The sequence below is a fragment of the Novosphingobium sp. KCTC 2891 genome, assembly GCF_025938155.1.
Classification (GTDB): Bacteria; Pseudomonadota; Alphaproteobacteria; order Sphingomonadales; family Sphingomonadaceae; genus Novosphingobium.
In genome coordinates this window covers 320,858-344,109 of the sequence record NZ_JAPCZG010000002.1, presented here as the reverse complement: position 1 = coordinate 344,109, position 23,252 = coordinate 320,858, and the positions used below count along the sequence as shown (strand labels likewise).

General features: G+C 67.7%; 23 protein-coding genes. 15 read left to right on the top strand and 8 right to left on the bottom strand.

Going from position 1 to position 23,252, the window contains the following annotated elements; genetic code table 11:
• The first annotated feature begins 15 nt into the window (after positions 1-15).
• From OLX02_RS05295 to OLX02_RS05275, 5 genes are all read left to right on the top strand, one after another.
• The gene (locus OLX02_RS05295; RefSeq protein ID WP_264420854.1) at positions 16-711 is read left to right on the top strand and encodes a glycoside hydrolase family 25 protein; all 696 of its coding nucleotides are present in this window, start codon (positions 16-18) and stop codon (positions 709-711) included.
• Positions 708-1,142 (top strand): cytidine deaminase, encoded by a 435-nt coding sequence (locus tag OLX02_RS05290; protein ID WP_264420853.1) that lies wholly within the window; start codon positions 708-710, stop codon positions 1,140-1,142. Before OLX02_RS05295 ends, OLX02_RS05290 begins: the two co-directional genes overlap by 4 nt.
• Positions 1,143-1,167: 25 nt before the next feature.
• Positions 1,168-1,722, top strand: a complete 555-nt coding sequence (gene dcd, locus OLX02_RS05285) for a dCTP deaminase (protein WP_264420851.1) — start codon at positions 1,168-1,170, stop codon at positions 1,720-1,722.
• 109 nt (positions 1,723-1,831) lie between these two features.
• A complete protein-coding gene (locus tag OLX02_RS05280; RefSeq protein ID WP_264420850.1) occupies positions 1,832-3,001 on the top strand; it encodes an acyl-CoA dehydrogenase family protein in 1,170 nt (389 codons plus the stop codon).
• Between the two features lie 20 nt (positions 3,002-3,021).
• Entirely contained in the window at positions 3,022-4,200 is a 1,179-nt protein-coding gene (locus OLX02_RS05275) for a saccharopine dehydrogenase family protein (protein ID WP_264420848.1), read from the top strand.
• A gap of 39 nt (positions 4,201-4,239) precedes the next feature.
• Here the strand turns inward: OLX02_RS05275 and OLX02_RS05270 are convergent, their stop codons facing one another.
• On the bottom strand, positions 4,240-4,689 hold the full coding sequence (locus OLX02_RS05270) for a globin domain-containing protein (RefSeq protein ID WP_264420846.1): 450 nt from the start codon (positions 4,687-4,689) through the stop codon (positions 4,240-4,242).
• Positions 4,690-4,778: 89 nt separating this feature from the next.
• Between OLX02_RS05270 and OLX02_RS05265 the strand changes: the two genes are divergently transcribed.
• Positions 4,779-5,237 (top strand): RrF2 family transcriptional regulator, encoded by a 459-nt coding sequence (locus OLX02_RS05265; protein WP_264420843.1) that lies wholly within the window; start codon positions 4,779-4,781, stop codon positions 5,235-5,237.
• A gap of 50 nt (positions 5,238-5,287) precedes the next feature.
• The gene (locus OLX02_RS05260) at positions 5,288-5,854 is read left to right on the top strand and encodes a DoxX family protein (RefSeq protein ID WP_264420841.1); all 567 of its coding nucleotides are present in this window, start codon (positions 5,288-5,290) and stop codon (positions 5,852-5,854) included.
• A 16-nt stretch (positions 5,855-5,870) separates the two neighbouring features.
• Here the strand turns inward: OLX02_RS05260 and OLX02_RS05255 are convergent, their stop codons facing one another.
• Complete coding sequence (locus OLX02_RS05255; RefSeq protein WP_413630086.1) at positions 5,871-6,299, bottom strand: hypothetical protein; 429 nt, start codon at positions 6,297-6,299, stop codon at positions 5,871-5,873.
• A gap of 140 nt (positions 6,300-6,439) precedes the next feature.
• On the opposite strand from OLX02_RS05255, the gene OLX02_RS05250 reads away from it, so the two are divergent.
• The gene (locus tag OLX02_RS05250; protein WP_264420838.1) at positions 6,440-7,444 is read left to right on the top strand and encodes an adenosine kinase; all 1,005 of its coding nucleotides are present in this window, start codon (positions 6,440-6,442) and stop codon (positions 7,442-7,444) included.
• Between the two features lie 45 nt (positions 7,445-7,489).
• Here OLX02_RS05250 and purD read toward each other — a convergent pair whose 3' ends face one another.
• On the bottom strand, positions 7,490-8,782 hold the full coding sequence (gene purD / locus OLX02_RS05245; protein WP_264420837.1) for a phosphoribosylamine--glycine ligase: 1,293 nt from the start codon (positions 8,780-8,782) through the stop codon (positions 7,490-7,492).
• On the opposite strand from purD, the gene xseA reads away from it, so the two are divergent.
• From xseA to OLX02_RS05220, 5 genes are all read left to right on the top strand, one after another.
• Positions 8,781-10,277: an exodeoxyribonuclease VII large subunit gene (gene xseA, locus OLX02_RS05240; RefSeq protein ID WP_264420834.1), complete on the top strand. Its 1,497-nt coding sequence runs from the start codon at positions 8,781-8,783 to the stop codon at positions 10,275-10,277. The genes purD and xseA overlap by 2 nt on opposite strands.
• Before the next feature lie 27 nt (positions 10,278-10,304).
• Positions 10,305-10,505 (top strand): DUF2093 domain-containing protein, encoded by a 201-nt coding sequence (locus OLX02_RS05235; protein ID WP_264420832.1) that lies wholly within the window; start codon positions 10,305-10,307, stop codon positions 10,503-10,505.
• Complete coding sequence (locus OLX02_RS05230) at positions 10,505-11,338, top strand: M23 family metallopeptidase (protein WP_413630071.1); 834 nt, start codon at positions 10,505-10,507, stop codon at positions 11,336-11,338. Before OLX02_RS05235 ends, OLX02_RS05230 begins: the two co-directional genes overlap by 1 nt.
• Before the next feature lie 432 nt (positions 11,339-11,770).
• A complete protein-coding gene (locus OLX02_RS05225; RefSeq protein WP_264421190.1) occupies positions 11,771-14,653 on the top strand; it encodes a TonB-dependent receptor domain-containing protein in 2,883 nt (960 codons plus the stop codon).
• A gap of 100 nt (positions 14,654-14,753) precedes the next feature.
• Entirely contained in the window at positions 14,754-16,316 is a 1,563-nt protein-coding gene (locus OLX02_RS05220; protein WP_264420830.1) for a tetratricopeptide repeat-containing sulfotransferase family protein, read from the top strand.
• On the opposite strand, the gene OLX02_RS05215 is transcribed toward OLX02_RS05220, so the two are convergent.
• Positions 16,307-17,323 carry a hypothetical protein gene (locus tag OLX02_RS05215; protein ID WP_264420829.1) on the bottom strand — a complete coding sequence of 339 codons (1,017 nt, stop codon included), beginning with the start codon at positions 17,321-17,323 and terminating at the stop codon, positions 16,307-16,309. The genes OLX02_RS05220 and OLX02_RS05215 overlap by 10 nt on opposite strands.
• Before the next feature lie 201 nt (positions 17,324-17,524).
• Here OLX02_RS05215 and OLX02_RS05210 point away from each other — a divergent pair, with 201 nt between their 5' ends.
• Together OLX02_RS05210 and OLX02_RS05205 are read left to right on the top strand one after the other, a co-directional pair.
• On the top strand, positions 17,525-18,619 hold the full coding sequence (locus tag OLX02_RS05210; protein WP_264420827.1) for an aspartyl/asparaginyl beta-hydroxylase domain-containing protein: 1,095 nt from the start codon (positions 17,525-17,527) through the stop codon (positions 18,617-18,619).
• Positions 18,620-18,733: 114 nt separating this feature from the next.
• A complete protein-coding gene (locus OLX02_RS05205; RefSeq protein WP_264420825.1) occupies positions 18,734-19,051 on the top strand; it encodes a hypothetical protein in 318 nt (105 codons plus the stop codon).
• 45 nt (positions 19,052-19,096) lie between these two features.
• On the opposite strand, the gene OLX02_RS05200 is transcribed toward OLX02_RS05205, so the two are convergent.
• The 4 genes from OLX02_RS05200 to OLX02_RS20180 form a co-directional block, all read right to left on the bottom strand.
• Positions 19,097-19,627 carry a hypothetical protein gene (locus OLX02_RS05200; protein WP_264420823.1) on the bottom strand — a complete coding sequence of 177 codons (531 nt, stop codon included), beginning with the start codon at positions 19,625-19,627 and terminating at the stop codon, positions 19,097-19,099.
• Between the two features lie 78 nt (positions 19,628-19,705).
• Positions 19,706-20,407, bottom strand: a complete 702-nt coding sequence (locus OLX02_RS05195) for a PilZ domain-containing protein (protein WP_264420821.1) — start codon at positions 20,405-20,407, stop codon at positions 19,706-19,708.
• A gap of 148 nt (positions 20,408-20,555) precedes the next feature.
• Positions 20,556-21,329, bottom strand: coding sequence for a LytR/AlgR family response regulator transcription factor (locus tag OLX02_RS05190; RefSeq protein ID WP_264420819.1), 774 nt, complete (start codon positions 21,327-21,329; stop codon positions 20,556-20,558).
• Complete coding sequence (locus OLX02_RS20180) at positions 21,319-23,220, bottom strand: sensor histidine kinase (protein WP_413630068.1); 1,902 nt, start codon at positions 23,218-23,220, stop codon at positions 21,319-21,321. The genes OLX02_RS05190 and OLX02_RS20180 overlap by 11 nt, the downstream gene beginning before the upstream one ends.
• Between the last annotated feature and the right edge of the window lie 32 nt (positions 23,221-23,252).

Here is a 23,252-nt window from a genome sequence, read left to right as displayed (position 1 = left end):
ACGCGATTCTCCAGCATGGCGAAAAAAGGCAAGGCGGCGCGCAAGCGCCTGCTGGCGGCATTGGTGTTGGTGCTGCTCGTCGCGGGCGGCGCGGCGTGGTGGGAGGCGCGCGCCTGGCGCCCGGACCGAACGCGCTTTCCGGTGCAGGGCGCCTGGCTCGACGGGCACGATGGCACGATCGACTGGCGGTTGCTGAAAGCGGCGGGTGCCGACTTCGTCTACCTGACCGCCAGCGAGGGGCCGGATCGGCGCGATCCCGCCTTCGGTGAAGGAATCGCGGCGGTGCGCGAGCGCGGGATGCAAGCGGGCGCGGTCCACGTCTATGACCTGTGCGCGCCGGCCGATGCGCAGGCGGCGAACTTCGTCACCACCGTCCCGCGCGAGAAGGACCTGCTGCCCCCCGCGATCGCGCTCGATATCGATTCGCGTTCCTGCCCCGAAGCGCCGGGCGAGGCCGCGATGCAGAGCGAGCTGACGACTTTCCTCAACCAGATCGAGAAGCACGTGGGCAAGCCGGCGATCCTGATGGTTTCGCGCGGGATCGAAAACCGCTATCATCTGGCGGCCGTGATCGACCGCAACATCTGGGTTCAGCAGGACTATCTGGCGCCGGGCTATGCCGGGCGGCCGTGGGTGATGTGGACCGCGACGCGCCGCTTGCGCGTGAACGGTGCCGAAGGCCCGGTGCGCTGGGTGGTGGTGCAGCCGTGAGCGGCCTCGGCCCCGCGGCGCGCGATGCGCTGGTGGCGGCGGCGCGGCGCGCGGCGGACAGCGCCTATGCGCCCTATTCCGGTTTCCATGTGGGTGCGGCGCTGCTGTTCGACGATGGCGCGATCGTGACCGGTGCGAACATGGAGAATGCCAGCTACGGCTTGTCGCTCTGTGCGGAAACGGTGGCCTGCGCGCTCGCCAGCCATGCCGGAAGGCGCGGCGGGCTGGTCGCGGTGGCGGTGCTGGGCGGACCGGGCGGCCGCATCGATGCGCCGGTCACGCCGTGCGGGCGGTGCCGGCAGGTGCTGAGCGAACTGGCGCAGCTGGGCGGGACCGATCCGCTGGTGCTGAGCGTGGGCGCGCATGACGTGTTGGAAACGCGGCTTTCGGTGCTATTGCCCCACGCATTCGGTCCGGCGCAGCTGGGCTGACCAGCACGCAATCCGGGGGTACGTCTTGGCCATTCTTTCCGACAAGTGGATCCGCGAGAAGGCACTCAGCGAAGGCATGATCGAGCCTTTCGTCGAGAGCCAGCGCCGCGACAACTGCATCAGCTATGGCCTGTCGTCCTACGGCTATGACGCGCGCGTTTCGGACGACTTCAAGATCTTCACCAACGTCGATTCGGCGGTGGTCGACCCGAAGAACTTCGATTCGAACTCGTTCGTCGATCGCAAGACCGACGTCTGCGTGATCCCGCCCAACTCGTTCGCGCTGGCGCGCACGGTCGAATATTTCCGCGTGCCGCGCGACGTTCTGGTGATCTGCCTGGGCAAGAGCACTTATGCGCGCTGCGGCATCATCGTGAACGTGACCCCGCTGGAGCCGGGCTGGGAAGGGCACGTCACGCTGGAGTTTTCGAACACCACGCCGCTGCCGGCCAAGATCTATGCCAACGAAGGCGCGTGCCAGTTCCTGTTCCTGCAGGGGAACGAGCCGTGCGAGGTCAGCTATGCCGACCGTGCGGGCAAATACATGGGCCAGCGCGGGGTCACGCTGCCCAGGCTGTGAGCCTCGCGCCGGAATTTAATCGCTCGATTGACTAAGGTCTGGGCGGGCGCGATACCAGCGGGGACGAGAGCGGGAGCGAAGCCCGCCGTGCCTGATGAGGATCGCCCCGATGGCCTACCTGTTCGACGAGTGGCGCACCCGCTCGCCCCACTACGACGAAACCCACGAAGCGGTCTGCGACAGCGTGCGCGCCTTCGTCACCCGCGAAGTCCTGCCCCATGTCGATGCGTGGGAGCGCGAAGGCCGGCTGCCGCGCGAATTGCACCGCAAGGCGGCGCAGGCGGGCGTGCTGGGCCTTGGCTATCCCGAGGAATTCGGCGGGGCGAGCGAAGGCTTCGACATCTTCCATTCCTTCGTCCAGAGCGAGGAACTGTGCCGGCCGGGCGCGGGCGGCATCGTTGCCTCGCTGATGACGCACGGCATCGGCCTGCCGCCCATCCTGGCCATGGGCGGCGATGCGATGAAGCGCCGCATTGCGCCCGACGTGCTGGCGGGTGAGAAGATCATCGCACTGGGCATCACCGAGCCGGGGGGCGGATCGGACGTCGCCAACCTGAAGACGCGGGCCGAGCGCAAGGGCGCGAGCTACGTGGTCAACGGACAGAAGACCTACATCACCTCGGGGATGCGCGCCGACTACATCACGCTGGCCGTCCGCACCGGCGGGGCTGGGATCGGCGGCGTTTCGCTGCTGCTGGTCGAGATGGACCGGCCCGGCGTTTCGCGCACCGCGCTCGACAAGATGGGCTGGCATGCCTCCGATACCGCAACGATCCATTTCGATGACGTGGAAGTGCCCGCGGAAAACCTGATCGGCCCGGAAAACGGGGGCTTTGCCGGGATCATGCGCAATTTCAACGGCGAGCGTATCGGCATGGCGCAGCAGGCGGCGGCCAACGCGCGGCTGTGCTTCGAGGACGCTCTGGACTGGGCGCGCGAGCGCCAGACTTTCGGCAAGCCGCTCGTGTCCAACCAGGTGATCCGCCACAAGCTGGCCGACATGCTGCGCCGCATCCAGGCGACGCAGGCGTGGATCGATCACTGCGCGTGGACGCTCCTGAACGGCAAGGCCGCGCCCGGCGAGTTCGCGCTGCTCAAGGTGCAGGCGACCCAGACCATGGAATTCTGCGCGCGCGAGGCGTGCCAGATTCTTGGCGGGGCGAGTTTCATCCGAGGCAGCCGGGTCGAGCGGATCTACCGCGAAGTGCGCGTGATGGCGATCGGCGGCGGATCGGAGGAGATCATGTTCGATCTCGCCAGCCGCCAATACGGATTCTGAGCATTCAGGGAGAGCAAAACATGGCTACCGACAGGGCCTCGCGCCCGTACGATATCGTGATCTACGGCGCCACGGGCTACACCGGGCGGCTGGTCGCGGAATATCTCAACACGCACTACGGCACGTCAGGCCCGCGCTGGGCGATGGCGGGACGTAGCGCGGACAAGCTGGCCGAAGTGCGCGACCTGATCGGCGCGCCCAAGGACACGCCGCTGATCGTGGCGGATATCGCCGACCCGGCGAGCATCGCCGCTATGGCCCAGCAGACCAAGTCGATTGTCACCACGGTCGGCCCGTACCAGCTCTATGGCGAGCCGGTGGTAAAGGCCTGCGTCGAGGCGGGCACCGATTATGCCGACTTGTGCGGCGAGCCGGTGTGGATGCGCCAGATGATCGACAAGTATGATGCGCAGGCGCGGCAGACCGGCGCGCGCATCTGCTTCTCGTGCGGGTTCGATTCGATCCCGTTCGACCTGGGCGTGCTGATGCTGGAAAAGGAAGCCGTCGCGCGCTTCGGCGCACCGGCGCCGCGCGTGAAGGGGCGCGTGCGCGATACCAAGGGCGGCGTTTCGGGCGGCACTGCGGCCAGCCTCAAGGCAACGCTGGCGGCCATCGCCAAGGAGCCGGCGCTGGGCCAGATCATGGCCAGCCCGTTCGGCCTGACGCCGGGTTTCGAGGGACCGGAGCAACCGGCCGCCGACGTGCCGGCCTATGACGAGACGCTGGGCAGCTGGGGTGCGCCGTTCGTGATGGCGGTGATCAACGTCAAGAACGTCCACCGCACGAACCAGTTGCTCGGTTTCCCCTTCGGCAAGGACTTCGTCTACGACGAGATGATCCTCACCGGACCGGGCGATCAGGGCAAGGCCGTGGCCGACTACATCGCGGTGACCCCGATGATCGGCACGCCCAACGATCCCAAGCCGGGCGAGGGGCCGACCAAGGAAGTGCGCGACAACGGCAGCTATGACCTGCTGTTCGTGGGAGAGATGCCCGACGGGCGCACGATTCACTACGGGGTGAAGGGCCGCTACGATCCGGGCTATGGCTCGACCAGCCGGATGCTGACCGAAACGGGGCTGGCGCTGATCGAATCGGATGTGGCGGGCGGCGTGGCAACGCCGGGGGCCTTCGTGGGCGAGGCGCTGGTCGAGCGCTTGCGCCAGCATGCCGAGATCACGTTCGAAGTCGAAAACTGAGTGAACGGCGGGGCGCGAGGGGCGCCCCGCCGAACTTCGTTACGCCGCTTCGGCGTCTTCGTAGACCTGCGCCTCTGCGGCGATCAGGATATCCGCGAGCATCCAGTAGGCTTCGCCCCACGCGGCCAGGATTTCGTCGGTGGCGACATCGGCGCCCAGCACGTCGCGGATCGCCGGAAGCAGTGCTTCGGCCACGAGCGGGTAATGTTGGGCCTTCACGCCGGTTTCGACGTGGCGAGCGACCATGCGCTGCACCGCCGACCCCAGGTTGCCCAGCTTGTCGATGTTCTTGGCATAGGCCAGAATCGCCGCCGCGAGGCGCTTGGGCTGCTCGCCGCTATCCTGCGCCGCGCGATCGAACATCGCGGCCACGTCCGGATTCTGGAACAGGCGCGCATACATCGCCGTGGTGATGGCAACGCCGTGCTTCTCGATGGCGGGTGCGGTGGCCTTGACGATTTCGATGGCGGCAGGGGAAGCGGTTCGCATTGGGATCGACTCCATTTTTGTGGTATAGAAAATACCGGTATTGGTTTTACTTGATTTTCGCAAGCGGGAATCGGACAGGAAGAATCATCATGCAGCTTACCCAGCACACCGATTTCGGCCTCCGCCTGCTGCTGGTGCTGGCGCGTGCGGACGGCGCTTCGATTTCGCTGCCACGCTTCGCGGCGGAGCAGGGCCTGTCCTACAACCATGTCGCCAAGGTAGCGCAGGCGCTGGTGCATGAGGGATTCGTGGCCAGCCAGCGCGGCCGGGGTGGCGGCGTTTCGCTGGCGCGTCCGGCGGCGGCGATCACCGTGGGCGAAGTCGTGCGCGCGCTGGAGCGCGGCATGAAGCTGGCGGATTGCGCGCGCTGCGCCCTGCGCGACAACTGCGGGTTGAGCGGCGTTCTGGCCGAGGCGCTGGAGGCGTTCCTCGCCGTGCTCGACAGGCACACGCTCGCGGATGTGTCGGCGGAGGGTGTGCCGGCTTTCCTGCCCTGGACGGTGATTCCCGCACCAGCTGGCGGAACTTGCGCCACGCCGGGCGATTGATCCCGCAAAGGCGCGCCGATCCGGCGGGCCTTTCGTGGGGAGAGAAGCCCGTGAACACCATCGCAGCGCTTGTGGGGCGCATTCTGCTTGCCGTGATCTTCGTTGTATCCGGCATCAACAAGCTGTTCGATCTGGCTGGCACCGAAACGCTGATTACCGGGGCCGGCCTTCCTTCCGGCCTGGCGCTTCCGACCGCGCTGTTCGAACTGATCGGCGGGCTGGCCATCGCGCTGGGCTTCATGACCCGGTTGTTCTCGATCCTGTTCGCCGGGTTCAGCCTTGTCACCGTCCTGTTCTTCCACCGCGATTTCACTGATCCGATGCAGGCGACGATGGCGCTGAAGAACGTCGCCATCGCTGGCGGCTTCCTGTGCCTGTTCGCGCATAGCCAGATGCGCTGGAGCTACGACTCGATGCGCCTGCGTCGCCGCGGTGAAGTGGCCACGCGGGAAGCGGAGGAGCGCGCGCGCGAGGCGGAACTGCGCGCGGCGCGCGCGGAAGGTCAGGTTGCAGGCGTCACAACGGCCGGCACGCGCCCGGCGACGACTTATGTCACGACCGATGTCGATGGCGACGGCGTGCCGGAACGGCGCCGCCGCTGGTGGTCGCTGTCCTGACTCTCGCCTTGGCGGATCAGGGTCTTTTCAGCGCGGCGACGCAGGCGGCACGGTCAACGTCGCGCCCGTCCCCGCGCCGGGCATCCACGTAGGTCGCCACAGGCCGGCTGCCCTGTTCCGTTGGATAGAGATAGGCGTCGAGCACACACGCCGTGCCGGACCATTGCAGCTTGCGCGCATCCTCTTCGCGCACGTCCAGCCGGGGCGCGCCGAACAGGCGGGTGAGCTGGTCCGCATCCGCACCGATCACGCCTTCAAGGCCGGGCGCGGTCTGGAACTGCGCGGTCGGGCGCGGCGGGGGCGTGCGGACCGCGGGCCGCGTCGGCGGCCGCCCGGTGCTGCGGATCGTGGCCGACTTGCCGGTGGCGCCTGTGGTCGTGCCCGTGGCGCCGCCACAGGCCGCAAGGGCGCAGGTGAGGGGAAGCAGCAGAGCGAGGCGTAGCATCATGCGCCATCGGATCGTCGCTCCCGCCTGTGCTGTCAACGCTGCTCCGGCGCGCCGCAGCGACCTTGCGGTGCAGTGAGGACATGGCTACCTCGCTGGCCAACGACCTTCCCCTCAAGACCTGCAAGCGGAGTGCACGCATGAGCGAGCCGATTCTCGACGTTCCGACTCTTGACGTTATCGCCATCGGAAACGCCATCGTCGACGTGATGGCACCCGCCGAGGATGCCGATATCGAGCGGCTCGGGCTGGCCAAGGGCGGCATGACGCTGGTCGATGCGGACCGCGCGCGCGCGCTCTATGACGCGATGGGGCCTGCGCGTGAGATTTCGGGCGGATCCGCGGCGAACACGCTGGCGGGGCTGGCTGCGCTCGGCGCGAAGTGCGCTTTCATCGGGCAGGTGGCGGACGACCAGTTCGGCCAGGTCTTCGCGCATGACATCCGCTCGGGCGGCATCGATTTCGCCACCCCCGCGCGGGGCGAGGAGCCGCCGACGGCGCAGTGCCTGATCTTCGTGACCCCGGACGGCCAGCGCACGATGAACACGTTCCTGGGCGCATCGCAGTTCCTGCCGGCCGCCGCGCTCGACGAGACGGTGATCGCCAGTGCTGCCGTGCTCTATCTCGAAGGCTACCTGTGGGATCCCGAGGAGCCGCGCCGGGCGATGCGCAAGGCGATTGCCGCTGCCCGTGCGGCCGGCCGCAAGGTGGCATTCACGCTGTCCGACGCGTTCGTCATTTCGCGCCATGGCGACGATTTCCGCGCGCTGATCGAAGCAGGGCAAATCGACATCCTGTTCGCCAACGAGCACGAACTCGCTGCGCTGACCGGCAAGGACGATTTCCACGATGGCATCGCCGCATTGGCGGACAAGGTGCCCACGCTGGTCGTGACGCGCAGCGAGAACGGCGCACACGCGGTCGCGGCGGGCGAGCACGCCCATGTGCCGGCGGAGCCGATCGAAAAGGTGGTCGACACCACCGGCGCGGGTGACCTGTTCGCCGCCGGCTTCCTGTTTGGCCACGTGCGCGGACGCCCACTGGCCGAATGCCTCAAGCTGGGCGCGGTGTGCGCGGCGGAAATCATCTCGCACTATGGCGCGCGGCCCGAAGCCGATCTCGCGGAGCTTGTCGCGGGCCGCTGAGGGCCGGAAAGCCGGTGCGCGCCGCGCACCGGCCAATTCCCTGGCTCAGTCTTCGCCGCGCGCCGTTTCGCGGTCGATTTCCTTCTGGCCGATGTCGCGGCGGCAGAAGCCTTCGGGAAACTCGATGGTGTCCACCGCGGCATAGGCTGCGTCGCGGGCCGCGCGGACGGTCTTGCCGCGTGCGGTCACGTTGAGCACGCGGCCGCCGCTGGCGCTGAGCGTGCCGTCCATGCCCAGCGTGGTGCCGGCATGGAACACCTTGGCCCCGGTCGCCTCGGCGGCGGGGATGCGGTCGATCCGGCCGCCCTTTTTCGGCGTGGCGGGATAGCCTTCCGCCGCCATCACCACGGTCAGGGCCGGATCGGCCGAGAAGCGCGGCGGCTCGATCGATGACAGGCGGCTGTCGGCACAGGCCAGCAGCAGTTCGACCAGATCGCTTTCCAGCCGCATCATCAGCACCTGGCATTCCGGATCGCCGAACCGGCAATTGTATTCGATCAGCTTCGGCCCTTCGGCGGTGAGCATCAGCCCCGCATAAAGCACGCCGGAATAAGGCGTGCCCTCGTCCGCCATGGTCTTGACCGTAGGGGCGACGATCTTCGCGATGGTTTCCGCTTCCAGTTCGGGCGTCAGCACGCGCGCCGGGCTGTAGGCGCCCATGCCGCCGGTGTTGGGGCCGGTATCGCCGTCGCCCACGCGCTTGTGATCCTGCGCCGAGGCGAAGGGCACGATCGTCGCGCCGTCGGTCAGCGCGAAGAAGCTGGCTTCCTCGCCGGTGAGGAATTCCTCGACCACCACTTCGGCGCCGGCGCTGCCGAACTGGCCGCCGAACATGTCGGTCACGGCTTCCTCGGCCTCGTCCATGGTCATCGCCACGACCACGCCCTTGCCCGCGGCAAGCCCGTCGGCCTTGATCACCACCGGCGCGCCGAACCGGGCCAGCGCTTCGCGCGCCTCGGCTTCGGACTTCGCGCGGACATAGCCGGCGGTCGGGATGTTGGCGCGCGCGCACAGATCCTTGGTGAAGCCCTTCGATCCTTCCAGCTGCGCTGCCGCGCGGCTGGGGCCGAACACCGAGAAGCCGGCGCCGCGCAGCGAATCGGCCAGTCCATCGACCAGCGGCGCTTCCGGCCCGATCACGATCAGCCCGATGCGCTTCGCCTCGCAGAAGGTGACGACGGCGGCGTGATCGGCCAGATCGAGTGCGACCAGTTCGGCATGGTCGGCCACGCCCGGATTGCCCGGCGCCGCATAGAGGTTGCCGAGAAGCGGCGATTGGGCCAGTTTCCACGCGAGCGCATGTTCACGGCCGCCCGACCCGATCAGCAGGATATTCATGGCATTCCCTTCTTCGCCCAACGACGACCAAGACGCTGGCGGGCTGTTAGCGAGGGAACAGGCGGGCGACAACGCCCCCGCGTTGTCGATCTCCGAGATTTCCGCGCTGCTGAAGCGCACGGTGGAGGATCGGTTCGGCTTCGTGCGTGTGCGCGGCGAGCTTTCGGGCGTGAAGCGCGCGGCGTCCGGGCACCTCTACCTGTGCCTCAAGGATGAGGGCGCGCGGCTGGACGGCGTGATGTGGCGCGGCAACGCGCAGCGCCTGTCGTTCCTGCCGGAAGACGGCGTGGAAGTGGTCGCCACCGGCAAGCTGACGACTTATCCCGGCCGCTCGAACTACCAGATCGTGATCGACCGCATGGAGATCGCCGGCGAGGGCGCGCTGCTGGCGCTGCTGGCCAAGACCAAGGCGCGGCTGGAAGCGGAAGGCCTGTTCGATCCGCGCCGCAAGCGCGCGCTGCCCTATCTGCCGCGCACCATCGGCGTCGTCACTTCGCCCACCGGGGCGGTGATCCGCGACATCCTGCACCGCCTGCGCGACCGCTTTCCCAGCCACGTCGTCGTCTGGCCGGTGCTGGTGCAGGGGCAGGGCGCGGCGGCGCAGATCGCGGCGGCGGTGCGCGGCTTCTCTGCCATCGAACCGGGCGGCCCGGTGCCGCGCCCGGACCTTGTCATCGTGGCGCGCGGCGGCGGCTCGATCGAGGACCTGTGGTGCTTCAACGAAGAGGACGTGGTCCGCGCCATCGCCGGATCGACCATCCCTGTGATCAGCGCGGTGGGTCACGAGACCGACACCACCCTGGCCGATTTTGCCGCCGACTTGCGTGCGCCCACCCCCACCGCCGCGGCCGAAATCGCGGTGCCGGTGCTGGGCGAACTGGCTGCTGTGCTCAGCGATTTCCACGCACGCAAGCAGCGTGGCATGGTGCGCCTGCTCGCCCATGCGCGCGAACGGCTGGACCAGCGCGGCGGACGCCTTCCGCAGCCGCAAGCGCTGCTCCAGGCGCAGGCGCAGCGGCTTGACGATCTGGGCGAGCGGCTGCGGCGCGGCCTGCTCCACCGCACCGAGATCGCCCGCGGCGCGCTGGGCCGCTCGGCGGGTGCGCTGCGGCCTGCCCTGCTCGCCGCGCGCCTCAACCGCGAGCGCGACCGTCTCGCCGGGCAGCGCCTGCGCCCCGATGCGGTGCTGCAGCGGATCGGGGCGCTGCGTCTGCGTGTCGACGCGCTGGACCGTCTGCGCCGCTCGCTGGACCCGGAGGCACCGTTGCTGCGCGGCTATGTTCTGGTGACAGACCGCGAAGGCGCGGTGGTCAAGGATCGCCGCACGGCGGCGGAGCGCGGCGCACTGACGCTCAAGTTCGCCGATGGGGCGCTGGACGTTGTTGCTGCGGGGCCAGAGGGGGCAACGCCTGCGCCTTCCGCCCCATTCCCGCCGCGTGCCGCACCGAAACCGCGACCGGCAGCGCGCGGCGATGATCAGCCGAAATTGCTTTGAGCGCATGAAGCACCTAGATTGGTGCCCATGCTGATGTCTCCTGCCGGCCGCCTCGCGCGGCTTCACTATCTTCCCGGCACTTTCCGCCAGCTGTCCGCTGGTGATCATGTCGTTTGTGCGATCAGCGGCGAGCAAATCCCGCTCGATATGCTGCGCTATTGGTGCTCGGTGCGCCAGGAAGCCTACGCCACGCCCGAAATCGCGACGAAGCGGCTGCTCGAACGCTGATGCGTCTGCGCGCGGCCGCTGCGGTGCTGGGGCTGGCCTTCACCGTGACGATGGCGCCGGTCCGGGCCGATGTGGCCCCGCTGGCACTGGCCGTGTCCGGCCCCTCCGAACAGGGCGGCTGGCTGCGCGGGCAGGCGCCTGCCGGCACCAGCGCGCTCATGCTGGACGACAAGCCGGTCCCGCTTGCGCCCGACGGTGGCTTCTTCGTGGCTTTCGACCGCGATGCGCCGCCGGCCGCGAAGCTTGTCGCCGTGCTTGCCGATGGTCGCCGCATCGAAACTGCGCTGGCCATTGCCCCGCGCGCCTGGCGTATCGAGCGGATCGACACGCCCAAGCGGCCCGGTGGCCTGCCCGATGCCGAGTTCGCGCAGCGGCGCGCCGGTGAAGTGGCGCGTATCGCGGCGGCGCGCGCACGGGATAGCATGGCCCAGGGCTGGCGGCAGGATTTCCTGCGGCCGGCGCCGGGGCGGCTATCCGGTCTGTTCGGCGCGCAGCGGATCTATCGCGGTGAGCCGGGCGCGTACCATTCGGGCATGGACATTGCCGGCGGTGCCGGCACGCCCTTTGTCGCGCCGGCCGATGGCACCGTGGTGCTGGCGGCGGACGCGCCGTTCACGCTGGAGGGGCACCTGTTGATCCTGGACCACGGCATGGGTCTCAACAGCGCGTTCCTTCACGCGTCGAGCCTGGCGGTAAAGGAGGGCGATACCGTCCGCCAAGGTCAGGTGCTGGGGCGGATCGGCATGTCGGGCCGCGCCACGGGGCCGCATCTCCATTGGAGCGTGACCTGGCAGGGGCGCCGACTGGACCCGCTGCTGTTCCTGCCCAAATGAGGGCTGCCAGCGCGAACGGCGCACCTTTCTTGTTCCTTCGCTGCTTGCAATTGTAATTTCTTTAGGAACATTTGGTACCGGGCGCAATTTTTGGGCAACGGTAAATGTCCCGGTAATCAGGGATTCTGCCCTTTGGTACAGGTCCTGTGTTGCACCTTGGCCACAATCATATTGCGTTTTGATGTCGTCCGCGACTTCGCGCTTCCAAGTCGCCCCGTAAATCTCACAGAAAGCTCCATCATTTCCCGGGGTCCGTGGATCCGCTTTGGTGTGTCCGGTCGTTGGACGGCCAGACGGGGGGCCGGGAATGGACTTCGGCGGCGGGTTTCGTCCCCGCTGCCCATTGAAGGGACTGGACACGTGAAGAACAACACCATCACCGCTCTGAAGACCGGCGCTGCGCCGGTCGCGGTTGCGCTGGCACTGATCGCCATGCCTGCCGCTGCGCAGGATACGGCGGCGCAGGACCAGGCCGCTGCCGAGACCACCGATGCGAATACCATCGTCGTCACCGGCTCGCTGATCCGCAACCCCAACCTCGTTCAGGCGACCCCGGTCAACGTGACCACGGCGGACCAGATCGAGCTGAAGCAGTCGAACACCGCTGAAGACGTGCTGCGCGAAGTGCCCGGCGTCGTCTCGAACATCGGCTCGGCCGTCAACAACGGCAACGGCGGCTCCTCGTACGTCGACCTTCGCGGCCTCGGTTCGAACCGCAACATCGTCCTGATCGATGGCCAGCGCATCGTCCCGGCCGACCTTCAGGGCCGCGTCGACCTCAACAACATCCCGCTCGCCCTGATCAGCCGCGTTGACGCGCTGACCGGCGCGGCCGTGACCACCTATGGTGCGGACGCCATCACCGGCGTCGTCAACTTCATCACCAAGAAGGACTTCTCGGGCGTCGATCTGTCGGTTTCCGACCAGATCACCGAAAAGGGCGACGGCAACTACTTCCGCGCTGACGTGACCACCGGCGTCAACTTCGACGACGGCCGCGGCAACGCGGTGCTGAGCCTCGGCTACCAGAACTCGAACCCGGTCTACCAGGGCGCGCGCGACTTCTCGTACTACCAGCTCGACAGCTACTCGGGTTCGGCCGGCGGCTCGGGCACGGCGGTGCCCTCGCGCTTCTCGATCAACGGCGGCAACAAGGTCATCAACCCGACGACCGGCCTGCTTGAATCGGGCTTCACGCCCTTCAACTTCAACCCCTACAACATCTTCCAGACGCCGTTCCGCCGCTTCAACATCTTCGCGCAGGCCAACTACCAGCTGTCCGACGCGGTTGAAGTCTACACGCGCGGCATGTTCTCGAAGAACACCGTCTCGACGATCATCGCTCCTTCGGGCGTGTTCGCTTCGTCGGTCGTCATCCCCTACAGCAACCCCTACCTTCCGGCGGGCGCTGCTGGTCAGTTCTGCTCGGCCAACGGCCTCAGCATCGCCGAGTGCGATGCCGCCCGCGTCGCGACGGATCCGACCGATCCCAACTATCGCACCTTCAGCACCGTGCTGCGTCGCCGCATGACCGAAACCGGCACGCGCAACTCGGAATACGCCTCGAACGTCTTCGACTACTCGCTGGGCTTCCGCGGAAAGCTGACCAGCACGGTCGATTGGGACCTGCGCGGCAGCTACGGCGAATCGGACAAGACCCAGACCATCACGGGCTACGTCCTGACCTCGCGCGTGCGCGATGCGCTGCTCGCCACCAACACCAGCACCTGCCTCAGCGGCAACGCGGGCTGCGTTCCGCTGAACGTGTTCGGCGCGGGCGGTTCGATCACCCCGGCGCAGGCGGCCTACCTGCTCTCGCCGTCGACCACCAGCAACAAGACCTCGCTCCTGCAGGTCCGTGGCCTGCTTTCGGGCGACTTCGGCTGGTCGGTTCCCAGCGCGAGCGAGCCGGTCGGCTTCGCGCTCGGCAGCGAATACCGCAAGTATGGCGCCAAGCAGATCTCGGACACGCTGTCGAAGACGCCGGGTGAACTCGGCGGCGCCGGCGGCGCGGCTCCGGACATCGACGGTGCCTACGACGTGTGGGAAGGCTACGGCGAACTCATCGTTCCGCTCGTCAACGACAAGCCGTTCTTCAAGAGCCTGACCGCCGAAGGCGGTGCGCGCTACTCGAAGTACAGCGTGCGCGGCGGCGGCTCGAACGAGGCCTGGACCTACAAGTTCGGCGGCAGCTGGGAACCGGTTGCGGACCTCAAGATCCGCGGCAACTACGCCCACGCCGTTCGCGCGCCCAACATCGCGGAACTGTTCACGCCGCTGACCACCGGCCTGACCAACCTCGCCTCCGATCCCTGCGCGGGCGCGGCTCCGGTGACCAATGCCAACCTGCGCGCGGTCTGCCTTGCACAGGGCGCCCCGGCTTCCTCGATCGGCCAGATCCTTGATCCGACCGGTTCGCAGGCCAACGTCACTTCGGGCGGCAACCTCAACCTGAAGCCGGAAAAGGCGAACACCTGGACCGTCGGTGCGGTGGTTCAGCCGTCGGCTGTCCCGGGCTTCTCGTTCTCGGTTGACTACTACAACATCAAGGTCACCGACGTGATCGGCTCGCCCCTGCCGGGCGATCTCATCAGCGCTTGCTTCGACGGCCTGTCGGCATCGAGCGCCACGAACACGGCTTGCACCGTCATCCGCCGCGATCCGGCGACCGGCGGTCTTGACGGCGACCCGGCGGTGGTCGGCGGCCTCTTCTCGCCGCTCGGCAACCTTGGCACGCTGTTCACTTCGGGCGTCGACGTGGTTCTGAACTACTCGCACGACTTTGGCGCGGTGAAGTGGGCGCTGAACGCGACCGGCAACTACACCGCCCATTCGAAGTACCAGGCCACCCCGACCAGCATCAACCGCGAGTGCGTCGGCTACTACTCGGCGAACTGCTCGTTCACCGGGTCGATCCAGCCGAAGTACCAGTGGTCGGTGCGCAACACGTTCGGCATCGGCCAGGCCGATATCTCGTTCCTGTGGCGCCACATTTCCGGCGTGAAGCAGGAACCGGCCGACGTGGTCGCTTCGGGTCCGGCGTTCGAGGGCACCGTGCCAGCCGGCAACGGCGTTCTCAGCGGCCAGAACGTGAACTTCGGCAAGATCGATGGCTACGACATCTTCGATCTGACCACGCGCTTCAACGTCGACCAGATCACCTTCACGGTCACCGTGCAGAACCTGTTCAACAAGAAGCCGCCGATCGTTGGCAACACGATCGGTTCGACCACCTACAACAGCGGCAACACCTATCCGTCGACCTACGACGCGCTGGGCCGCCGTTTCGCGGTGGGTGCGCGCGTGAAGTTCTGATCGAACTTCGCAAGCACAGGAAATCGGGGGCGGGCAGCAATGCCTGCCCCCTTTTTCGTGTCCGCTTGACGCGGGCTGCGTCACGGGGAAGGACTGCGGCATGACGATCGACCTCGCCCAAGCCGCTGCCGAGGCCCGGGCTGCCCTTGCCGCCGGTCGCCGCGAAGCGATCCACTGCAACACATTGGGCTGGTTCCACGCGGTGAACGGCGATCCCGCCGGCGCCGCACGCCATTTCCGCGAAGCGCTGGCGATTGCCCCGCGCGATCCCGAGGCGCTGGTCGGCCTTGCCGGCTTGCTGCGCGATGCCGGCCAATTGCGCGAGGCGGCGCTCCACTGCGATGCCGCGCTGGCAGCAGCGCCAGACTATGCCGACGGCTGGTTCGAGCGCGCCTGCGTGATGGCGGCCGGCGGCGTCATGGACGAGGCGGCGCGCTGCTATCGACGCGTCGTGGAGCTACAGCCCGGCCACGGCCCCGCGCACGCCGGCCTCGCCTCGATCGCCGCGCGCGACGGCGATGCTGATGGCGTGCGCCGTCATGCTCCCGCCGCATTGGCGGCCAACCCGCAGGACGCAGTGGCGACGGCTGCGCTCGCCTCCGTCGAACTCGAAGCCGGCGATGCGGCGCGCGCCCGTGAACTCGCCGAAGCGGTGGTGGGCACCCTTGGCGGCCCGTCCGGCGAACGCTCGCACCTGCTCGCCATCCTTGGCGATGCCTGTGACCGGCTGGGCGACCATGCCGCCGCCGAAACCGCCTATGTGCGCTCGAAGCAGGATTTTGCCGCAGTCCACGCGCGCACCTTCGTGGGCCGGCCGTCGCACGCACGTTTCGTCGCGCAGATCGCCGCGCAGATCCCGGACCTTCATCCCGCGCGCTGGCCTGCTCCCGATCCGGCGGCGGCGCGCGGCCCGGCCTCGCGCCATGTCTTCGTGCTGGGCTATCCGCGCAGCGGCAACACGCTGCTTGAAAACGTGCTCGCCTCGCTGCCGGGCTGTGCTGCGCTGGAAGAACGCCCCACGCTGCGCGATGCGGACCAGGCCTTCCTTGCCGAAGGCGGACTGGCGCGGCTGGATTCAGCGCCCGAAGCCGACCTTGCGGCTTTCCGCGCGGCCTATTGGGAGCACGTGCGCGGCGCGGGGCTGGCGGTGGATGGTCAGTGCTTCGTCGATATGGACCCGCTGAAAGGCATACGCCTGCCCCTCATCGCGCGTCTCTTTCCCGAAGCCCGCGTGCTTCTGGTTCGCCGCGATCCGCGCGATGTGGTGTGGAGCTGCTTCCGCACCAATTTTGCACTCACCAACGCCGCGATGGATTTCACCACGCTGGAAGGCGCGGCGCGGCATTACGATGCGACGATGCAGCTGATCGAGGCTGCCCGCGGGGCATTGCCGCTGAATGTGCTGGAAGTGCACTATCACCGCCTGGTGCAGGATTTCGACGCGACCACGCGCGCGATCTGCGAATTCATCGATATGCCATGGAGCGAGGATCTGCGTCGTTTCGACCGCACGGCGCGGCAGCGAGGCGTGGCGACGGCGAGCGCACGGCAGGTCCGCCAGGGCCTGTTCGATGGCACGCGCCAGTGGGAGCGCCATGCCGATTTCCTCGCTCCGGTCCTGCCGATCCTCCGACCCTGGGTAGAGCGCTTCGGTTACGCGTAAGTCTGTGCGGGAGCGGGATCGAGCGCAATTCCCGCGCCTGCCGCAACCTTGCCGGCCCAATCCATCACCATGTCGATCTCTTCGCCATGGGCGCCGCGCGCCGCAGCGTAGGCGATCCTGCGGTCCTCCGGCGTGAACGCGCTGCCGGACTTCGAGTGGCGGGTAAAGGCGGGGCCACCCGCGATCTCTTCGATGGCCCCGGCCGGGAAATCGAGCCGGAAATGGCGGGCAACGCGGGCCAGCGTCGGCGCGGGGCTTCCCGTCAGCGCATCGGCATCGAGCAGGATCAGACGATCCGGTCCCAGCTTCTGCGCCAGGCCGAGGAACAGCCGGTGCTGCGCGAGCCATCCGGCGGCGGCCACTTGCAGGTCGGTCTGGCGAAAGACGTCCTCCGGCTCGATCCCCAGAGGAGCGAGCAGTCCTTCGGGCAGGAACTTGGCCATCAGTTCGCGCACCCACAGGCGGCACGGCAGGCCCTTGCGCGCCACGGAAATCAGGAAGGTTTCGAGCGGGGCATAAAGGAACACCGCCCGCGCCTGCGGCTGCAGGGCCATGAACAATTCGGCCAGCGGATTGATGAGGTTCGATGGCTTGACCACCACCGCTTCGCCGGGTCCGAACGGACGTGCCAGCAGGCGCAGCGCGGTATCGGCGATCCGCGCCACTTCCGCTCCGCGCGCGCCGCGCTGGCGCAGGCCGACCACGTCGTTGAGCAGCACCGGTTCGGACAGGCCCATGGCCGTCCCCGGCCGCGACAACGCGCGCGTGAGCAGCGTCGATGCGCAGAAGGCGGAATGGAACACGATGTTCAACGGACGTTTTTCTGCCGCCGCGAGGCAGGTGGTCACTGCAACATCGACAGCGGGGCCGCGCGGGCCGAGGCAATCGTCGGTGAGGAAGGGAATGGTTTCGTGTGCGGCGCGCGGCACCGGGATGAACCGGATCGCATCGGCCTGCTCGACATGGCGATGCGCGATCCATTCGGCATTGACGATGTCGAAGCTCAAGGAATACCCACTCATTTTACCGACCGGCATTTCGGGCGGACGCAAGGATGCTTGTCGCCAAGAACGCCGCAATGTAAATCGGGTTCCATGGTCGCATCACAAAATTTTGCCGGTGAAGCGGGCGCTGCCCCTCCCGGGCATCTCGCGCGTGCACAGGCCGCCAATGCGCGCGGCATCCAGGCCTTGCAGGCGCACGATGGCGTGAGCGCGATCGCGGCCTTTCGAGAGGCGACCGAAGCCGATCCTGACGCTGCCCCGCTGTGGATCAACCTGGCGCACGCCTATCGCCTGCGGGGCGATGCCGCCGGTGAACGCGATGCGCTGAACCACGCGCTGTCGATCAACCGGGTGGATTTCATTGCGCAATTGCGCATGGCGCAGTTGCTGCAACGCCTGGGCGAGGAAACCGCTGCGCTGGCCGGATGGAACGGTGTGCGCCAGCTGGCCGCGCAATTGCCGCGGATCTCCCCGGCGCTGGCCGCCGAGCTGGACGATGGCGAGCGCTATTGCAGCGAACTGCGCGTGCGGCTGGAAGGCCAGACGCAAAGTGCACTCGAGGCGATGCGCGCGAGCGAGGACGAAGGCGAACGCCGGCGCATTGGCGCCTTCGTCGATACCGCGCTTGGTCGCCGGCGCATCTACCATAACGAATGCGCCGGACTGCACTATCCCTTCCTGCCGCCCGACGAATACTTCGATCGCAAGCATTTCCCCTGGTTCGAGGATCTGGAGGCGCACGCCCCGTTCATCGCGGCGGAAATGAGCGCGCTGCTCGCCGCACCCGGCGAGGACATCCGGCCCTATGTGCGGATGGAGCCGGGCACGCCCGAGAACAAGTGGACCCTGCTGGACGGTTCGCTCGACTGGTCGGTCTGCTTCCTGTGGGAATACGGGGTGGCCAACGAGGCCGTGCTGGCGCGTTGCCCGCACACGGCGAGCCTGCTGGAGCGGCTTCCCCTGATGCGCATTCCGGGCCGTGCGCCCAACGCCTTCTTCTCGATCCTCCAGCCGCACAGCCATATTCCCCCGCATACCGGCGTCACCAATACCCGCGCGATCATCCACCTCGCCCTAGAAGTGCCCGAAGCCTGCGGTTTCCGCGTCGGGGGGGAAACGCGCGAGTGGGTCGAGAACAAGGCTTTTGCCTTTGACGATACGATCGAGCACGAGGCTTGGAACCGCAGCAACCGCCGTCGGGCGGTGCTGATCCTCGATGTGTGGAACCCGCACCTGGGCGAGCGCGAGCGCGAGGCGGTCGCCTCGTACTTTGCGGCGAATGACACGGCGCTGAAATAGCCGGCGGCAGGAACCCTGTTTCATTTCCCGGAACCCTGTTTCATTTCAGGGTGTTGTCGCGGCAGCTTGGGCGGGTTAGCGTGGCATCACTTTTCCGGACGGAGTTCCGCCAGCATGATTACCACATTCATTATCGCCCTGGCGGCCAATGCCGCCGCCAGTACTTCTGCAAGCGGCACGGCCATTACCGCGCTTGAACTGGACCCGCGCAAGATGAGCCAGTCACAAGTGCGCGCGCACAACGCCTCGCGCATTAAGACCGATCCCGACTACATCCGTTGCGTCAAATCCGAGGACACCGGCTCGCTTGTCCGCAAGCGGGTGAGTTGCCGCACCAACGCAATGTGGGAGCAGGCCGACCGCGTCGGCAACCAGAACGCGCGCGAAACGTACGAGGCGATGCAGGGCAAGGCCATCAATCAGGCCAATTGACCCGGTGCGGCGGACTGACTGGCGGTTCGGCGACTCGTCGAACGGTCAGTTGGCCAGCCGCATCACGCGAACGGCGGCAGCGTTGCCCACGTTCGCCATGAAACTGCCCAGCGCGCCGCGCTTGATGCGGATCTTGTCACCCGGCTTGGCCCAGCTCTTGCCGCCGTCGGTCTGCTTCCACCGTGCGCCATCGGCAAGGGTGAATACCGCGTAGCCGTCCTTCGCGGGACGGACCAGGCTGATCGTGGTTTCGATTTCCTGGATGTCCTCGCCTTCGGTGTTGCCGAACAGCTTCAGCTTGGGCAGCGTGAACCCGAACAGGCCCTTCTTGGTTTCGCGCAGCGTGGCCCGGTCGGCGACGACAAGATCGTGGTTTTCGCGCGCGGAGACCATCGTGGCGACGTTGCGATCGTAGCAAGCCAGCCGTTCCGCGTCCGCCGTCAGCTGGCGGCAATCGGCCACCGCCTGGAACACGGGAGGAAGCGAGTCGGTGATCGGCGATTCCTTGGCCGCCGCGAGCGCGGGGGCGAGCAGCAAGGACACGGAAGCGGCGCGGATCAGTGACTTGCGGTTCATCGGCATTCCCTCTGGCACGGTGCGGGTCTTATCCCGCGCCTTGCTCTGCCGGTCAATCACCGGGTGCGCGCACCGGCATCAGCCGGTCGCGCGGGCACCCGCTTCGCTATCCTTGCCTGCTTCCGCATCGCGGATCGCCTGCCCCAGTTGCAGCGGCGCAGAAATGCGGGCGAGTTCGTCGAGCTTGAACGTCTGCTCGAACACCAGGCCATAGCGGGGGTGGCTGCGCCAGCGCACCTTGGCGTAGATCGCCGGCATCACCCCGGTCTCGATCTTCACCAGCTCGTTCATCAGCAGCCACTTGTCGCATTCGATACCGGCGCCCTGCTGCGAGATATCGTTGAATGCGATGCGCACCGCCTCCCCGCCCGAATGGAGCATGGCGTTCAGCGCGATGCGCAGCCGCACCTGCCGCCGGGGAAAGCCGCCATGGCTTTCGTCCAGCAGGCGCTCGATTTCGACTTCTTCCTGGAAGCGGAAGCCGGCGTAATCGTCCGAATGCCATACCAGTTCGATTGGATAGCGATCGCCATTGGCCAATTCGATGCGCAAATCCCGATGCTCGGGCAGGGGCGTGAACAGCCGGACCTTGAGCCCGGTGGCGGACGCGTCGCGCAGAATGCAGAGGAATTCGCGTCCGTCGACCACCAGCTTGGCGGCGCGAATCAGCAGGGTAAAGCGGGGCGAGCCGCGCTGGTCGCTGCTCGCATGGCCGGACTCGTCGGAGGCATCGCTCTCCGAGGCTTTGGTATCGTCCGGCTCGTCGTTCCCCTCGAGCAAGCTTATTCCCCCGACGCGCTGCCCCCTCTGGGCCGGACGCACGTCTGTTCCGACCGAAGTCCTTGTAACGTGACGAATCTTGCCGAGCCGTTACCTCAGATTCGGATATTGTTGCAGAACCCCCGCCGTTGCAACGGCTCTATGGCCCTTATCGGCCTGCCATCCCTTTGACTTTGGACAGAAAAGTTCGTCCGATCCGCAGCATGGTGCCATCGGCAAGCTCGGCGGACCACACGCCCAGCCCGTCGTGCCGCAAGCCGGCGATGCGGTCCCGCCGGACGATGGTAGAGCGGTGAAGGCGGATGAAGCGTTCGGGATCGAGCCGGTTCTCCAGCCCCTGGATCGTATGCAGCATCAGGTACGATCGCTCGCCCACGTGAAGGCGCACATAGTCGCGCTCTGCGTCGATGCGGTCGAGATCGGATGCGGCAATGCGCACAAGCTCGCTGCGATGAGGCACCCAGAACTCTTCGATCCACGCGCTGCCGGGCGCGGAGGCGGGTTGCTCGGGCGCGGCGCGGCGTGCGGTCACGCGTTCCTGCGCGCGTTCCACGGCGCGTTCGAGCCGCTCCTGCGCGACGGGCTTCAGCACGTAGTCCACCGCGTCGAGGTCGAACGCTTCCACCGCGAAATGATCGTGCGCGGTCACGAACACCACGCCGGGTCGCTGCGGCTGGTCCGCCAATGCGCGCGCCACGGAAAGGCCATCCACTTCGGGCATGGTCATGTCGAGCAGCACCAGATCGGGTGCGAGCGCAGTGACGAGGCGCAGGGCCTGCCCGCCATCGCTCGCGGTGCCGACCACCTGCAACGCCGGAATGCGGGCGCAGAGGATCTGCATCCGTTCGACTGCGAGCGGCTCGTCATCGACGATCAGCGTGCGCATGATTTCCCCCTCAAGCTTCTGATTTTCAACAGTCATGGTGTATCACCGGCAGTGTCAGGACGGTAGCGTAGCCGCCTGCGGGCAGCGCCGCGCTCTCCACCCGCGCTCGGTCGCCAAAGCGCGCGGCCAGGCGCTGGCGCACATTGTCCAGGCCGATGCCGGTGCTGCCGGATTCGCCGACCTTGCCCGGCCCGTCGTCGGCCACGGTCAGCACCAGCAGCCCGCTCGCCTCGCGCGCGGCGATGCGGATGGTGACGGGGCGTGTGCTCGCCGAAACCGCGTACTTGATAGAGTTTTCGACCAGCGGTTGCAGGATCATCCCCGGCACGCAGGCGCTCATCAGGTCTTCCGGCACGTCGAATTCGGTGCGCAGGCGTTCGGGAAAACGCACCGCCTCGATTTCGAGATAGTGCCGCTGCAGCGCGATTTCGTCCGAGAGCGGCACGTCGGCGGTGGGATCGGTGGCAAGGCTGTGGCGGTAGAAGCTGGAGATCGTCTGGATCATCTTCTCCGCCTGCTCGCTGCGCCCCACCATCACCAGCGCCGACAGCGAATTGAGCGTGTTGAACAGGAAGTGCGGATTGACCTGATAGCGCAGGCTGCGCAGCTCGGCGGACTTGGCCGCGCGCCGATATTCGCCTTCGCGCTGTTCGGCAGCGCGCGCCATCTCGCCATTGCCGAGCGCGAGATAGAGCGCAGCCCAGGCGATCAGCAGGAAATAACGGCCGAGCGCGACATCGGTGAGCTGGCGCCACAGCCCTTCGTCCTCGACGGCCTTCCGGATGACTTTGGCGTGCACGGGGGCGGGGGCGGGATAAGCCGCAGGTTCCGGGGCCGGGGAGGGCACGGCCTTTGGCGTGGCGGCCGCGGTCGGTACTGCCGCGGGGTGGGGCGCGGGCCGTGCTGCGGGCCTTACTGCGGGGGGGGCCTTGTGCGCGGGGGCGGTTTTCCCCGATGGAGCGGCTGCGCGGGGGGGCACGGGCGGAGCTGGCGGGGCGGGCGGCATGGCGATGCCCGCCTCGGCCAGCGCGCGGCGCGTTTCCTCCAGTGCCTCGCGGCGGGCTTCCTCGGCTTCGCGCCGCGCGTCGGCCGCCATTTCGCCGCGTGCTTCCAGGGTGTGGCGGCGTGCTTCCTCGATGCCGCGCGCGATCTCGTCGGCATCGGCGCCGTCGACCTGGACGACCATGCCGCCGGCGCGCACTTGCGCCGTGCCGTCGGCGTTGCGCCGGATCACCACGCCGCCGGGAGCGAGCATTTCCGAACTGCCGTCCGCCCTGCTGCGGATCGAGAGCGGGATTTCCGGCGGCGCGGGCGGCGCAGCCTTGGCCTGCGGCGCCACCGGGGCAGGCGGCGGCGGGGCAGGCTCAGGCGGGACGGGCGCTGCGATAGGGTCCATCACGTCCACCAGCACATTGCCGGACACATCATGCCGCACCCGGACACCGGTCGATGTCGTGACCGACGTCGAAGCGGCATCGCCGGGCTGGTCGCCGCCGGCGTTCGCGTCCGGTGCCGGCGCGGCTGTGGCTCCGCGCGCCTTGGCGGCTTCCTCGGCGGCAACGCGGTCAAGGAAGCGCTGTTCCACCGGGGCGAACGCCTGCTGATTGACCACCGCGAGCGCGAGAGCGGCGGGCAGCATGATCACCAGCGAAGCGCCCACGCGCAGCCCGATGCTGCGCCCGTCGAAGCGGCGGATCAGCGGCCAGGCGAGCAGCGTGACCGCGATTCCCGCCAGCGTCACCAGCGCGCGCCGCCACAGCAGTTCCTGGAACTCGCCCAGTTCCACCACCAGCCCGCGCAGGGTGATGAGCACGAAATAGCACAGCCACAGCGCCAGCGCCGACAGCACGACCTGCCGGGCGGGAACATGGGGGCGCAAGGGGAGCGCTTCTGGCTCCGTCAGGGAGGACGCGGGGCTGGATGCCATCGCCCGGTTCTACACCGCCCGCGCGGCCTTGT